This is a genomic window from Bacteroidota bacterium, assembly GCA_023957335.1.
Classification (GTDB): Bacteria; Bacteroidota; Bacteroidia; order NS11-12g; family UBA955; genus JALOAG01.
In genome coordinates, this window is record JAMLHC010000002.1 from 114,085 (window position 1) to 128,185 (window position 14,101).

Here is a 14,101-nt window from a genome sequence, read left to right on the forward strand (position 1 = left end):
TTGCCTTAGTCATAACAATATTCAAATCTATGTAGATTAATCCTTCCTTAAGCTGAATAAAAATTCCAATCCGCCACCTTTCCTATTTTTTGCAATGATATTGCCCCCATGAATGGAGACTACATTTTTCACAATGGAAAGACCAAGTCCGGAACCTCCGGTGTCCCTAGTTCTTCCTTCATCTACTCTATAAAATCGCTCAAAAATGCGTACTAAATGTTTTTCGTCCGGAATGCCAATACCTGTGTCATAGAATGAGAAATAATAGAATTCATTGTCTTCTTTATACATTGAAATAGAAATACTAATGCCATTCCCTGCATAGCGAATGGCGTTGTCTATTAAATTTTTAAATAAAGAATTAATCAAACTTTCGTTGGCATTAATTACCGTGCTTTCAGGAATCGAAAGCTGTAGTTTAATGTTGTCTTCGATAAGCGTTAAAGAATATTCATCCTGTATTTTTTCTAAAAGTGCTAACAGATTTAAAGTTACTTTTTTTAGCGTATTTCCTGCTTCATCCATCTTATTGATGAGGTTCATGTCCTGTATCAAGTCTGATAATACTTTGGTTTGATGGTAAGCCTGAGACAGAAAATGCTGATTGGTTTTTTCGTCCAAAGGTTTTTCCAGAATAGTTTCTAAATACCCTCTGATTCCTGCAACGGGTGTTCGCAGTTCGTGGGCTATATTGCTGAGCATTTGCTGTTTTATTTTTTTCAACTCTTCTTGTTTTGAAATATCGTTTATGATGACTTCAAAACTTCTATCTTCAAACTTTACAATGCGGATAGAAAATATTTTACCTTGCTTGCTTAGATTATACTCTTTGAAATGCTGCTGCGTATTTTCTAAGAAGTGTTGAAGCTCTTCGAATGTGTTATCCGAAAAAATAATGGAAGGTTCAGTAGTAGGTTCATCGGTTATGGTATGAATATTTTGAATAAACAAGCCATTATAAAACTCTGCATTTTTTTGGGGTGAATAAAAACAAATTCCTTCCTTGGAATTATGGATATGTTGCAACAGTTTTTCTTTATCCAATTCTATTTGTTCCTTAGACACTCTGAGTTGTGTGTAATTTGCGGCAATTTCTTTTCCAATTTCCCCAATTTCATTTTTGGGAAAATTCAACCGTGTATCTTTCTTAGGGGCAATCGCAAAGTCTCGTAATTCAACGATTGATTTAGAAAAACTGTTACTGATTTTATTGAGAATAAACAAAACAGTTAAAAACAGAAGGATAATAACATATAAAAAAACATTGTCGGGTTTGAAGAATTGCTGCACTTGTATATCATAGGGTAAAGCCACTCTTACAAAGAGATTTCTTTCATTTTTACAATAGTATAAATACTTTTTTTGTGTCGATTGAGAAATACGAATATCGGCACCTGTCTTGTTCTTTCGCGCTTCACTTACTTCAGGACGGGTTAGGTGATTTTCTAATCCGGAATAGTCGGATACAGAATTATCATACATCACTTTCCCATTGTGGTCAATAATTGAAAGGCGTAAGTTTGATGGGAATAAAGATTCAATTGATTTAAGTGTGATTAGATAATCATCAACAGATTTATTGGCAATGCTGTTTTGTATCACATCTATATATGCATCTAGTCTGGCTTCAATGGCTTCTGTTTTGAATTTTTTCTCTTGCGATTGTTCAAACAAATACACGCTCAGAGTGAATAATGAAAAAGCAAGTGCAACATAAAGAAACAGTTGAAGTCTGAAATTTAATCTCATATATTTTTCGTGTCAAACTTATAGCCAAATCCCAAACGATTGGAAATCACGGAACCATAATCCCCTAATTTTTTTCTCAAACGTGCAATGTGAACATCTACTGTTCGTTCCGACACATATACCTCATTGCCCCAAACACTTTCCATTATCGCATCTCTGGAAAATATACGGTTGGGATTCTCTGCTAATTTTTTCAAAACCTCAAATTCTGTTTTGGTTAAACTAATGATTTCATTTTTAATGCTGACTTCTTGATTTTCTGTGTCAATTATTAAGTCATTAAAAACTATTATATCCTTTTGCACAGGATCAGCAACGTTAGCAACTCTTTTCACAACAGCTTTAATTCTTGCAACAATTTCCTTGATAGAAAATGGTTTTGATATATAATCATCGGCACCCACCGAAAAACCTGTCAACATATCGTTTTCGGTATCCTTTGCTGTCAGAAAAATAACGGGTGTCCGAACACCTTTGGTGCGGATTGTTTCCAGCATTTTATACCCGGACATGCCTTGCATCATCACATCTAATAGAATCAACTGTGTTGTCGGACTAATTTTTTTTAAAGCTTCTTCTGCCGAATACGCTATCTCAACAGCATACCCCTCACTTTTTAAATTAAACTCCAATATTTCACAGATACTTTTGTCATCATCTACAATCAGAATATTCTCTTTCATTTTTTACACCAACATCTTATTGCAAAGGTATTTGTTTTGTGTTTTTATTCCATTGCTTTTCCAGAGTGTTTTAAAACTTTTGCTTCTACAAAAAATACAATTTCTTCAATGATATTTTTGTTATGATCACCTATCCTTTCCAATTTACGAACGAGCAACATCATTTTGAGTAGGCAAATTGACCTTTCAGGATGTGTTTTCATATAATCAGCTAAGACATTGAATACATTATGGTATATCTCGTCCACCTGCATATCGTTTGCAATGATTCTTTCTGACACTTTGGTTTGTTCTGTTTCAAAAGCAACATAACCATCTAACAACATTCCGATGAGTATGTCAAACATTTTTTCTATTTTCAAATCTACAAGCAATTGTGTATCCATAATTTCACACTCCTTGTGAATGACAAACTGTGCGATACCCTTAGTAAAATCACTAATGCGTTCTAATTCGCTACTGATTTTTATTAAGGATAATGCCAGACGTAAATCAATCGCAACCGGACTGTAAAGCGCAATAAAATTTTCGCAATGGGTATCAATTTTTAATTCAAAAGTATTGACATCAATCTCTCTGTTGATAATCTCAGATGCCAACACTAAATCATTGTATAATAAAGTTTTTTTTGCATTATCAACTTGTGCTATCACTAATTTCCACATTAGTTTAACTTCTTCTTTCAATTGAAGTACTTCTTTTTCTGAATGTTTCATTTTAATTTTCTTTTTTTATAAATGTTAATTTGTTCGGGCAATTTGGCTTTATAAGGTTTGTCAAATAGTGGCGAAGAGATAACAAAGTCGGCAGTAGTTCGGGAACAGGCATATACAATATTGTACAAAGTAGCTATTCGCAATAAAACCTTAATGTCCACATCATGGGGTTGGGGTTCCATCGCATCCCAAAAGAAAATTAGAATATCAACTTTACCATTACAGATTAATGCCCCTAATTGTTGGTCTCCTCCTAAAGGACCTGATTTGAGTTTCTTAATATTTATTGCTGGACTTTCTGTTTTATTGCCAATACATTCTGCTAATTTATTTTTGACGAGATTGCCTGTGGTGCCTGTACATATAAGTTGATATTGTGTAAGTTTTTGCCAATGACATTCTACCCATTCAATTAATTCTTTTTTGCAGTTGTCGTGAGCTACAAGGGCTATATTTTTTACTTGATTCATATTTAATTTAACCAAATCTTCCTGTAATATAATTTTGTGTTTCTTCTTGTTCAGGCGCTAAAAACATTTTTTTGGTATCGGAATATTCCACCAATTTCCCATACATAAAGAACCCTGTTTTGTCGCTTACCCTAGCGGCTTGTTGCATATTGTGGGTAACAATTACAATGGTATATTGCTGTTTTAACTCGTGAATCAACTCCTCAATTTTTGAGGTAGAAATAGGGTCTAAAGCCGAAGCAGGTTCATCCATCAGCAGAATAGAGGGCGACACCGCCAATGCACGGGCAATGCACAATCGTTGTTGTTGCCCTCCCGAAAGTTCAAAAGCAGATTTATTCAGTTTGTCCTTTACCTCATTCCACAAAGCAGCTGAGGTTAATGATTCTTCTACTTTATATTCTATAAATTTATTATTTGTTTCACCATTCACTTTTAAACCATAAGCAACATTTTCAAAAATGCTTTTTGGGAAAGGATTAGGTTTTTGAAAAACCATCCCTACATTTTTTCTTAGCACATCTACTTGCTTAGATTTTGAATAGATATCCTTTTCATCGATCAAACATTGTCCCGTTAGTTTAGCTCCTTTTATTTCATCATTCATCCGATTAAACAATCTTAGAAAGGTAGATTTTCCACATCCCGAAGGACCAATGAGTGCCGTAACTGTATTGGCTTCCATTTTCAAATTTACATCTTTGATGGCATGAAATGAGCCATAGAAAAAGTTTACATTAATTGCTTCTATCATTATTTGTATTTTTCAAATCGTTTTTTAATAATTCCTGCAAGTGTATTCATCAATAACACAATTGCAATTAAAACCAATGCTGTTCCATAAGCTATTGGGCGGGAAGATTCAATATCGGTGCCACTGGTAGCAAGTACATACAAGTGGTATGGGAGTGCCATTACTTGGTCTAAAATGCTGTGGGGCAATTTGGGTAAAAAATAAGCGGCTACAGTAAACAAGATTGGTGCTGTTTCTCCCGACACGCGTCCAATTGATAATATCAATCCTGTGATAATATTGGGGAATGCGGCAGGTAATACCACTCTTTTTATTGTTTGAATTTTGTTGGCTCCTAAAGCAATACTGCCTAAGCGATAAGATTGAGGCACCGACTTGAGTGCCTCTTCCGTAGTTCGGATGACAACGGGTAAGATCAGCAATCCCAAAGTAAGTGAGCCGGCTAGAATTGAATCTCCAAATCCTAATGTATTAACAAACAAGGTCATTCCAAACAAACCAAAAACAATGGAAGGAATGCTGGCTAAATTATTTGTCATAATGCGTATTGTTTTTGTCAGCCAATTATCTTTTGCATATTCAATCGTATAGATTGCAGACATAATGCCTAATGGGAAAGCAAACAAAATACTTCCGAGAATTAAATAAATCGTTCCTACTATTGCAGGAAAAATACCACCCGCAGTCATTCCATCTTTGGGATAACTGAAAATAAAATCCCAACTGATTACACTTATGCCATTATAGACAATGAACCCTAAAATCCATAGTAAAACACCCAATACCATAAACCCCAAAAACCTAAATATTGTAAAGGCTATTTGTTCTTTAATTTTTTTTGACTTTATCATTCTTTAATAACTTTTCGAGATGCAATAGCTTCTGTCAAAATACTGATGATTAATGTGATTATAAACAATACACAACCCAGTAAAAACAAGGATTGGTAATGTGTACCTCCACCCGGTGCTTCGCCTAATTCAGCAGCTATGGTAGCAGGAATGGTTCTAACCGATTCAAACATCGAGTTTGGAATTACTGCGGCATTACCTGTTACCATCAGTACCGCCATGGTTTCGCCAATTGCTCTGCCAATGCCTAAAACAATGGCAGCCGAAATGCCCGATGAAGCATAAGGAAGCACTACCCTATAAATAGTCTGCCAATGGGTTGCGCCCAAGGCAAGACTTGCGTCCCGCATGGCTTTTGGCGTATTCCTCATAGCGTCTTCGGCTATTGAAATAATAGTAGGTAAAGCCATAACAGCCAAAATTAAACTTCCGGTAAAAGCTGTTTCGCCTAAAGCAAGACCTCCCATTTTTTGAACAATAGGGACTAACACCACTAAACCAAAAAAACCATAAACTACTGATGGAATTCCTGCCAATAACTCAATTGCCGGTTTTAGTATTTTTCGTGTTCTTTCATTTGCAATTTCAGCCAAATAAATGGCAACGCCTACACCTAATGGAATTGCTATAAGTATAGCAATAATACTCACCAAGAGTGTACCTAACAACAGTGGTAGTATGCCAAACAAAGGAGCCGGAGTTGCAGTGGGCAACCACTCTTTCCCCAAAAAATAATCGCTCCAACTAATGTTTCTGTGTTTCAATTCTTTGACAGATGAGTAATCTTTTGGAACATATTTTTGAGGAATATAGGCAATAATTGTAGCGTCTGAAGCAATGACTTCTGCAATCTTTTGAGGCAATAAGGCAAAATCTGCTCCCAGTTCCTCATCTGAATAAATCGAAAAGATTTCATCAAACCTAAAAATACGTATCTGCTCATTTTTTGCACCTAAGTCTTTCCAGTTCTCAATTTGTCCATCAAAAACTTTCTTCATTGTTTCGGGTGAGAGTTCTTCTATTGGATTTTGGGAATTTACTAATAAAGTATATCCTTTTTCTATAGTTGACGAACTGAACAAACCGGCTCCTTCTTTGAATAAAAATAAGATAATGAGCAGTACAGTTATACTGGTAACTGCACCACTCATTTTAAGCATTCCTTCTACTAACTTATCAACTAATCTTTTCACTGTGACGTTCAGTAAGTTTAGTACCTTATTATTTTATAGGGAGATAACCCACATCAGCAACTACCTTTTGTCCTTTAGGAGAAAGAACAAAATCAATGAATGATTTTCCTTCTGCATTAATTTGTGTGTAGTAATAAAACAAGGGTCTTACAATAGGATAGCTTTTATTCTTTGCGTTTTCAAATGTGGGAGCGATATATGTTTTCCCTTTGTCATACGAAACTTGCACAGCTTTTACTTTGCTGTTTACATAAGCAAACCCTACGTAGCTGATAGCACCTTTTGTTTGGCTGACAGACTGAATAATCCCACCGGTTGCCGGCATACTTAGTATTCCATTCATATAGTTTTTGTTTTTTAGAACACTTTCTTTGAAAAACTCATAAGTACCTGATGAGGTTTCTCTTGAATAAGGAATTATTTTCAAATCCTCACCTCCAACTTCTTTCCAGTTTTTGATTTTTCCGGTAAAGATTCCTTCTAATTGCTCACGGGTTAATTTGGTTACTTTGTTCTCAGGATGTACCACTATACTTAATGCGTCATAAGCGATAATCACTTCCTTTAATTGTTTACCTGCCTCTGCAAACTTCTGTCTTTCGTCAAATTTTATTCTTCTGGAAGACTGTGCAATGTCTGTTGTTCCGTTTAGCAATGCTGAAATACCTACACCACTACCACCGCCCGTAATGGATAAGGAAGCGGCAGGGCGTTCTTTTTTGTAGGCTTCTAACGCTTTCTGTGTAAGTGGCAATACAGTATCTGAACCTTTGATTTTTTGCGCAAAACTTGAAGATGTCAATAATGCGTAGGTCAATGTTGTTAAAACTAATTTTTTCATTTTTTTTGATGTGTTTAATTATTGTGCAAACTACTATCGTGTGCGTTGCGTATTGATAACAGTTTTGTTACAATTCGGTTACGTTTTTAGAACTTATATTGAAGTCTTACTGTTAAAACATTATCCTTCCTATCTGTATCATAGCCACTGAGATTAGCCGAGGTCTCGTTTTTCACCATTTCATAATAAGCAGTCAGTCTGAACCCATTGATGATTTTCCACTGCAATCCCAAGCCAATTGTGTTATAAGCGATGTCGCCTGCATTGGTTTTGTTTGTGCCAATGTTATTTCCTTTTACTTTCGTATTAGGATTATACCAATCGTATTTTACAATAGCTGAAACCGGCAATGGTCCCAAATCCTGCACCAGCATAGCATAACCTCCACTAAAACTTCTGACATATACATCACTTGTAGGAAGTGTAGCCGTATTAGGGCTCTTGCTGTTTTTTGAACCTCCGGGTTGTGTTCCAAACAAATATTCAGAGCTTAATTTTGTCAATCCCATTTTACTTATAAAATTCAATTGAACATCAAAACCTACATATTCTCTTTTAGCAAATTGCCCAATATTAGACACAGATGAATCTACAGAAAATCCGTTTTCGTTACTTTTATAAATATTTTTTGAGCCTTGATATACGCCACCATTGTAATAAGAAGCGCCTGCGCCCCATTTAAAATAAGCATTTGACGATTGATTTATTGCTAAATGTCCAATAAAATCTTTACGGTTGTCTGTTTCTATGTTGATACTATTACCTGCAAAAAAACCGGCATCTAATTTCAGAATATTCCAAGGAGAAGTTTTTGGAGCTTGCAGGGTTAATTTAGCTCCAAGGTCTCGTTCATCGGGGAATAAAGTTTGAAAAACAGTGGAGCGTTCAGGTGATTCACGGAGTGATGATGAATAAGAAATCTCATAACCAAACGGGCGGTCAAAAACACCAACAGTTGTAGAAATGGAATTGATCCATGGGTCAGTTAATTTAAGAAAAACATCTTTAAAACCTAAACCTTTATCTGTGAAGTCAAATTGAAAAACACCCGAACCAATACCACGGGTATAAGTAAATTTTATTCGTCCTCTCCTGATACCTATACGGTTAAAACTTTTTGTTTTATCTGTGTTAGCGCCACCTACTTTTAGTGAGGCATCTTTTTCACCAAATTGGAACTGGGTTTGAACGTAACCGGTAACAGCAAGATTTTTAAGCGATTTCAAACCATCTTCAAGGTCAGTAATTTTTTGAACTAAAATAGGGTCGCTTTGCGGTTCTGCTGTGGTTAAGGTGTCTTGTTGTGCGAATAGCGCTGTGCCTATAATCAGGCAACTTGTAAATGTTAAAATTTTCTTCATTTTGAATATTAAATAAATGTACCACAAAAGAACTTTGACAGTATTTCAATAATATCTCAGTTGTGTTACAAGATGGTTAAGTTTGCATGGGACAATCTACTCTTTTAGCACCATTTGCCTATAAACCGCACTGTTTGTCCGTATAACTATATAATACATTCCATTAAGGATTTGATTCATATTGATTTGATACAATGCATCGCCCTTAGGCTCAAAATCAATATTCCACGATTTACCAATCATATCAATCATCTCAACTGATTGCAAGGATACTGTTCTGTCAGTGAGCCGTATATTCAAATTTGTCTGCGTAGGATTTGGATAGACTGAAAATTCATAACGTGGAACAGAGTCCATATACAAGGTATCGGTATAGGGCAAATCATCAAAAAACTTGGTGCGATCGGGTATATGAAAGATAATCGGGATACAATCGGTTGATTTTACCACTACAGAAGTCGGCAGTACCGGAGTATTTGCAATACCGCCTTGCAACCCCGAAGCTACTGTCACACAAAGTCTATTTTCCTCAAGGTTGGGGCGATCTTTAGTAATAAATGATGTGTGCCTAATTGTGGAATCACCCGGCAACAAATCAGATTGAAAAGTGTAAGTGCCCATTCCTGCCGTATAGGTTATAAAAATATTAAAATTGAAGTGGTCGCCTGCGAGAATGGTATCCGGTCCAAGATTGTAAATCCTGAATAACAAAGGATGCCATTGACTATCATCATAAAAGGTATCATTTGCAGCAGGGGTAATAATTTTGACTTTTAAATCAATGTAACGATATACTATTTGTGCTCTGACATGATTAACCGCAATCACACAAAGTATTATCATCAGGCAATATTTTATTTTCACCGGATTCATCGTTCGATTGCTATTTTTCGGATTAAGGTTTTTATGTCATCACTCAATGTCAGCAGATACAACCCGGCACAAATACTATACGGTAACTCTATTGAGATTTCTCCATTATCAGCAAAACCGTCTTGTTCAAACACTATATTGGATAGCATATCACGTACAACAACCTTGACACCTCCTTGAAAATAAGCCTCAGGCAAGACAACAAATAATTTTTGCTGTGCAGGTTGCGGGTATATTCTCCATAGCGGAATTGATACCGTTTGTACATCAGCCCATTTGGGTAATACTCTGTACTGTTTATACCATTTGTTATTTTCAAATATCGGAAAGCCTATCTCTTGTTTCACGGGGTATAATGGGGAATTGTTGTGTAATAGAACAGTGCCATACACAATAAAAACTTCTGTGTCCTCAATTAAATCTACTTCTTTCGTCAAGGTAAGCAGGAGTGAATCCCCCGGATATAAAGGCTTTTTAAGCACAATCAAGGTTTTCTGATAATCTTCATGATTACTTTTTCTTTGTGCGAAAGTAAACACCATGTCCAAACTGTCAAGCGCATAAACTGTGTCAGGTCCCTGATTTACAATCTTGTATGCAATTTCAATTCTATCTTGCAAATGGATTCGGTCTCTCTTCGTGTAGCTATCCTGTGTTAACTTGTAAGTAGCCAAATCCAAGGTACGAATTTTGTGGGTTTGCGCATGTACTGCAAGTGTGTTTAACACACTCAACAGAATAAGCCATATAGGAATGTTTTTGACTAACACAACACTTATTCTTTTTGCACTACAATTTTATGTGTTTCCGTCCTTTTTGCAGAATCCATTTTGAGCAAATATACTCCGTTAGCCAAATCATTCGGAAGATGAATTTTGTATCCTGTACTTACCTGCTGCCAATCTTGCGAATTACTTGCAAAGACAGTTACTCCCATCAAATTGATGATTTCTATTGTAAACACCGAACCCAACCGGATGCTCGGATAAACATACAAAGTATTATCGCGAATAGGATTGGGAAAGTATGCAGACTCATTTTGAAGCTTACCTGCCGCCACACCACTAAACTCCCAACGATGATATAACCGAACACTCGCACTGTTGTTTTCATGCGTTGGAACAGAACCGGTTTCATAAAAAAACGGGTAAAGCTTGGAATGATTATATAGTTGAACAGTTACGCCCGCCTGAAAATAATTATTATCTTGGTCATAATCTATCGCTGCTTCGTATTGCAATATTATTGAATCGCCCGGAAACAACGGTTTTTCACAAGGATGCTTCTCTACCTTAGTGCCGTAAGGGGTAATAAAAATCCATAGAATCAAAGAATCTTCTATGAATACCGTATCAGGTCCGTAGTTTTTGATTGAATAGAGGATGCTGAGCTTGGTTGGTGATTTAATATAATCGCCCTCCTTCAGATTTAGAATATTGACACCTAAGTCTATGGTGCGGTATCTGCCATATTGGGACACAGCAGGATATGCCATTAGTATGCTTAATATTATAAGCATAATCGATTTATTTAATTGCGTTTTCATGATATTGTGATTAGTTTTATTCGTTATTCACAAGGATTACAAGGTAAGTCATTGCCTCCGCCATGCGGCCAGCCTGGTCCGGGTGTAGAACATTTACAGCATATATTGATCGGCATTGTAATAATCAAAGTAGGGCACAAATCATCACAACTCGGAATTTCTAACTCAACATCCAGTTCGGTACACATGGGTACAGGCCACGAAGTACCATTAGGTAATATCTGCCAAAAATCTTCATAACAATCTTCCTGATTTAATACAGGAAGATTAAATGAATATCCGTTGACACCATGTTCACTTTGATCTGAAATAAAACCATTCGGGTAAAGAAATGTTTTTGTATTACTGTTTGACATAAATCTAATATTGGGTTTTTCTTTGCACAATCCTGTAATTTTATGGTACATTTCAAATCCGGTATTTTCTCCAAATTCAATACAGTTATCCCCATAAACCGGATCTTCGGGATTAGGGGCTCCCTCTGGTTTTCTTTTGCGTAAATTAAAATCGAAATCAGAAAAATACAGTGGAAAAGGAGTGATGAAATTAATAGTACCCATACTGGGAATAGGAACGACCCAATAGGTTTGACCCGTGTTAATATAGAAACCAAAAGTTGAATTAGAAATTTCATGAATCACTGAACCTATAACACCATTACTGTAATCATATATTGTATAACCCGTAATGTCGCCCGTATTAGTAGTTGAAATTTCTATCCATTCAAATGGAGCTGTTTTTAACATAAATATTGTGTCTTGGCTGCCATATTCCTGAATAATATCTTGATAACATGTCTTTATCTTAACCTGTCCAGGGCATTTGTGCTTTTATATTCTGCGACAATAATGGAGAAAACAATATCAGTATCAAATAAAATCTCCAAAGATTACGAATTCTAAACCTTGATAATGGGTTTAATGAACAAGTGCTGCGGGGGGGGGGGGGGGGGGGGGGGTAGATATACTTCATAATATTAATAATTTTAGGTTATAGCAAAGCTATAACAATTTTTTAATATAATAAAGAATTATTTTTTTTGAATGAAATAAACATTCAAATACACAGCAATATTACATAAAGCTATCCTTTATAGACAAACCTTTGTCCGGTAGTTTTAAAATCCGGAACGACAGCATTTAATCTTGAAAGCAACTCTTGTAATGGGCGTATTTCAGGAGCATCTGGGAACAATACCATGAACCTGTTTGCATGGTGTAATAGATTGTAGTATTGACTTTCAACAATTCCGTTTGAACGCAATAATCTTTCATAACACATCACTACGTTTAAATGCGCCTGCGTTACAGAAATATTTTGCCTGTCTGCAACCCTGATAAAACGTTCGTACCACTCGATTGTAAGGCTATCTTTGTGTTGACGGGTCGTACACAATGCAAGACTCCAAAATGTGGGGTGGTAGTTAGTGTCTTTGTCAATGGCAGAAATAAAAACAGGCTCTGCTTCAATATATTTTTTTTGAGCCATCAGGCTTGTTCCCAATGAATTGATAATAATGGCGTTATTAGGTTCTCGTTCAACTGCAAGTCTATAATAATATTCAGCTTTTTGATAGTTTTGTTCTCTCATCTCCATATTGCCGAGTGTAAACACATCACCTTGCGCCATTGAATATTGGCAAATTACAATGAATACAAAAAACATCAGGAATTTCATCGCTTTTTAACTATTACTTGTTTGAGCTGATCTATGGTTCTGTATTTATCAATGATTCTTTTTTCTTTATCTAACAAAACGTAGGTTGGTGTCCCTTTGATATTGTAATCGATAATAGGTTTGGAATCACCTGCTTTGAAATCGCAATAGTGTATCCAGTCGGGATAATTTTTGATATAACTATAATACTCTGAAGGCTCCCTATCTGCTGAGACAGCAACCACTTTGATATTTGTATTTTTGAGCAGACTGACAACTTGCGGCATCGCTTTGGTGCAGTGCGGACAAGTGCTTGAAAAGAAAATAACCAATACAGTATCTGCTTGAATATCTTTTATGCTAAATTGAGTTCCGTCTGTTTTGTGCAAAGCAATGTCAGGAGCGGGTTTGCCGGGTCTCATTCTTTCGTTGGCTTCCATCTCATTTCTTGTCTTTTCATCAGGTCCATCTGTCTCACATTGGTCAGGTGCGGTATAATGAGTTACCATATAACTGACAAGCTCTGAGTTTTGCAACACTTCAAAACCATGTATCAGAAAATTATAGGCAAAATTGTAATGTTCCTCACTCTGGGAAAATACATCCATTGCCCTTTTTACACTCACAATAAGTGCTGAATCTTGCTGTGCAGGCAATAATCCATCAATATAATACAATGTTATATAATTCTCCAATAAATCTCGGAACAAAAACGTTTTGAGCAGTTTGACATCTGTGAGATTAATGTCTTTCCAATAATTGTCAATCAAAATCTTGGTTTGTTCTGTTTCTGATAGTTTTACATTTGTCTTTCTAATCGGATTATTATAAATATAAGAACCAAGTAAATTACGTTGATTTTGTTTGGTTAATTGCCAACATACAATCTCAAATTCTTTTCGATTATCTTCTATTTTGGAGGCAATTTCTTTTTTTTCAGCCTTGGATGTTGCTTTTGCGTATTGTTCCAACATCTCACCATTGCGTGTTTCGTAGCCTTCTTTCTGAACAATATATTCATAATAATCCTTGTTCATATTACCCTTTAATATTTTGGGATATTTGGATTCTGTAGGATATACATTCATTTGCACTATGCTTGTGTCTCCATCAGGAATAAACAAGTCAAAATATTTGCCATCTTTAGTATTATAAAGCATCCTAACCATTTCGGTCTCACCCTTTTCTACAGGAATTTTAATAATTGTCTCCTCCCCTGTTGTCAAAACAGACATATTCATAAGTAACTGTCCGTTTTCCATCCTGTAAATCAATAAATCACTAAAGTTAAAATATTTGCCATTATCGGGGATAATGAGTTTGACAACTGCTTCATTTTGCGCCATTACAGACGATGAAAACAATATGGCAAAGAAGGCAAGACAGATATTCTTTATCATTACACAGT

15 protein-coding genes are annotated in these 14,101 nt (G+C 35.8%); all 15 read right to left on the bottom strand.

The window, feature by feature from the left end:
• Window positions 1–36 precede the first annotated feature (36 nt).
• Window positions 37–1,749: an ATP-binding protein gene (locus M9892_03870; GenBank protein ID MCO5253487.1), complete on the bottom strand. Its 1,713-nt coding sequence runs from the start codon at window positions 1,747–1,749 to the stop codon at window positions 37–39.
• Window positions 1,746–2,432: a response regulator transcription factor gene (locus tag M9892_03875; protein ID MCO5253488.1), complete on the bottom strand. Its 687-nt coding sequence runs from the start codon at window positions 2,430–2,432 to the stop codon at window positions 1,746–1,748. The genes M9892_03870 and M9892_03875 overlap by 4 nt, the downstream gene beginning before the upstream one ends.
• 44 nt (window positions 2,433–2,476) lie before the next feature.
• Complete coding sequence (phoU, locus tag M9892_03880; GenBank protein ID MCO5253489.1) at window positions 2,477–3,148, bottom strand: phosphate signaling complex protein PhoU; 672 nt, start codon at window positions 3,146–3,148, stop codon at window positions 2,477–2,479.
• Complete coding sequence (locus M9892_03885; GenBank protein ID MCO5253490.1) at window positions 3,145–3,618, bottom strand: methylglyoxal synthase; 474 nt, start codon at window positions 3,616–3,618, stop codon at window positions 3,145–3,147. Before M9892_03885 ends, phoU begins: the two co-directional genes overlap by 4 nt.
• A gap of 7 nt (window positions 3,619–3,625) precedes the next feature.
• Window positions 3,626–4,372: a phosphate ABC transporter ATP-binding protein PstB gene (gene pstB, locus M9892_03890; protein MCO5253491.1), complete on the bottom strand. Its 747-nt coding sequence runs from the start codon at window positions 4,370–4,372 to the stop codon at window positions 3,626–3,628.
• A complete protein-coding gene (gene pstA, locus M9892_03895) occupies window positions 4,372–5,223 on the bottom strand; it encodes a phosphate ABC transporter permease PstA (protein MCO5253492.1) in 852 nt (283 codons plus the stop codon). Before pstA ends, pstB begins: the two co-directional genes overlap by 1 nt.
• Window positions 5,220–6,416: a phosphate ABC transporter permease subunit PstC gene (pstC, locus tag M9892_03900; protein ID MCO5253493.1), complete on the bottom strand. Its 1,197-nt coding sequence runs from the start codon at window positions 6,414–6,416 to the stop codon at window positions 5,220–5,222. The genes pstA and pstC overlap by 4 nt, the downstream gene beginning before the upstream one ends.
• A 28-nt stretch (window positions 6,417–6,444) precedes the next feature.
• The gene (locus M9892_03905; protein ID MCO5253494.1) at window positions 6,445–7,257 is read right to left on the bottom strand and encodes a PstS family phosphate ABC transporter substrate-binding protein; all 813 of its coding nucleotides are present in this window, start codon (window positions 7,255–7,257) and stop codon (window positions 6,445–6,447) included.
• An 86-nt stretch (window positions 7,258–7,343) separates the two neighbouring features.
• Complete coding sequence (locus tag M9892_03910) at window positions 7,344–8,618, bottom strand: hypothetical protein (protein MCO5253495.1); 1,275 nt, start codon at window positions 8,616–8,618, stop codon at window positions 7,344–7,346.
• 96 nt (window positions 8,619–8,714) lie between these two features.
• The gene (locus tag M9892_03915) at window positions 8,715–9,461 is read right to left on the bottom strand and encodes a T9SS type A sorting domain-containing protein (GenBank protein MCO5253496.1); all 747 of its coding nucleotides are present in this window, start codon (window positions 9,459–9,461) and stop codon (window positions 8,715–8,717) included.
• A gap of 26 nt (window positions 9,462–9,487) precedes the next feature.
• Window positions 9,488–10,261 (bottom strand): T9SS type A sorting domain-containing protein, encoded by a 774-nt coding sequence (locus M9892_03920; protein MCO5253497.1) that lies wholly within the window; start codon window positions 10,259–10,261, stop codon window positions 9,488–9,490.
• 5 nt (window positions 10,262–10,266) lie between these two features.
• Window positions 10,267–11,010: a T9SS type A sorting domain-containing protein gene (locus M9892_03925; protein ID MCO5253498.1), complete on the bottom strand. Its 744-nt coding sequence runs from the start codon at window positions 11,008–11,010 to the stop codon at window positions 10,267–10,269.
• 50 nt (window positions 11,011–11,060) lie between these two features.
• On the bottom strand, window positions 11,061–11,783 hold the full coding sequence (locus M9892_03930) for a hypothetical protein (protein ID MCO5253499.1): 723 nt from the start codon (window positions 11,781–11,783) through the stop codon (window positions 11,061–11,063).
• Window positions 11,784–12,120: 337 nt separating this feature from the next.
• Window positions 12,121–12,714 (bottom strand): hypothetical protein, encoded by a 594-nt coding sequence (locus tag M9892_03935; protein MCO5253500.1) that lies wholly within the window; start codon window positions 12,712–12,714, stop codon window positions 12,121–12,123.
• Complete coding sequence (locus tag M9892_03940) at window positions 12,711–14,093, bottom strand: TlpA family protein disulfide reductase (GenBank protein MCO5253501.1); 1,383 nt, start codon at window positions 14,091–14,093, stop codon at window positions 12,711–12,713. The genes M9892_03935 and M9892_03940 overlap by 4 nt, the downstream gene beginning before the upstream one ends.
• Between the last annotated feature and the right edge of the window lie 8 nt (window positions 14,094–14,101).

What these genes read in the sequence shown, in the direction of transcription:
- M9892_03870 (MCO5253487.1), bottom strand. Translation starts at nt 1,749, where the DNA reads ATGAGATTAAATTTCAGACTTCAACTGTTTCTTTATGTTGCACTTGCT.
- M9892_03875 (MCO5253488.1), bottom strand. Translation starts at nt 2,432, where the DNA reads ATGAAAGAGAATATTCTGATTGTAGATGATGACAAAAGTATCTGTGAA.
- phoU (MCO5253489.1), bottom strand. Translation starts at nt 3,148, where the DNA reads ATGAAACATTCAGAAAAAGAAGTACTTCAATTGAAAGAAGAAGTTAAA.
- M9892_03885 (MCO5253490.1), bottom strand. Translation starts at nt 3,618, where the DNA reads ATGAATCAAGTAAAAAATATAGCCCTTGTAGCTCACGACAACTGCAAA.
- pstB (MCO5253491.1), bottom strand. Translation starts at nt 4,372, where the DNA reads ATGATAGAAGCAATTAATGTAAACTTTTTCTATGGCTCATTTCATGCC.
- pstA (MCO5253492.1), bottom strand. Translation starts at nt 5,223, where the DNA reads ATGATAAAGTCAAAAAAAATTAAAGAACAAATAGCCTTTACAATATTT.
- M9892_03905 (MCO5253494.1), bottom strand. Translation starts at nt 7,257, where the DNA reads ATGAAAAAATTAGTTTTAACAACATTGACCTACGCATTATTGACATCT.
- M9892_03910 (MCO5253495.1), bottom strand. Translation starts at nt 8,618, where the DNA reads ATGAAGAAAATTTTAACATTTACAAGTTGCCTGATTATAGGCACAGCG.
- M9892_03915 (MCO5253496.1), bottom strand. Translation starts at nt 9,461, where the DNA reads ATGATAATACTTTGTGTGATTGCGGTTAATCATGTCAGAGCACAAATA.
- M9892_03925 (MCO5253498.1), bottom strand. Translation starts at nt 11,010, where the DNA reads ATGCTTATAATATTAAGCATACTAATGGCATATCCTGCTGTGTCCCAA.
- M9892_03930 (MCO5253499.1), bottom strand. Translation starts at nt 11,783, where the DNA reads ATGTTAAAAACAGCTCCATTTGAATGGATAGAAATTTCAACTACTAAT.
- M9892_03935 (MCO5253500.1), bottom strand. Translation starts at nt 12,714, where the DNA reads ATGAAATTCCTGATGTTTTTTGTATTCATTGTAATTTGCCAATATTCA.
- M9892_03940 (MCO5253501.1), bottom strand. Translation starts at nt 14,093, where the DNA reads ATGATAAAGAATATCTGTCTTGCCTTCTTTGCCATATTGTTTTCATCG.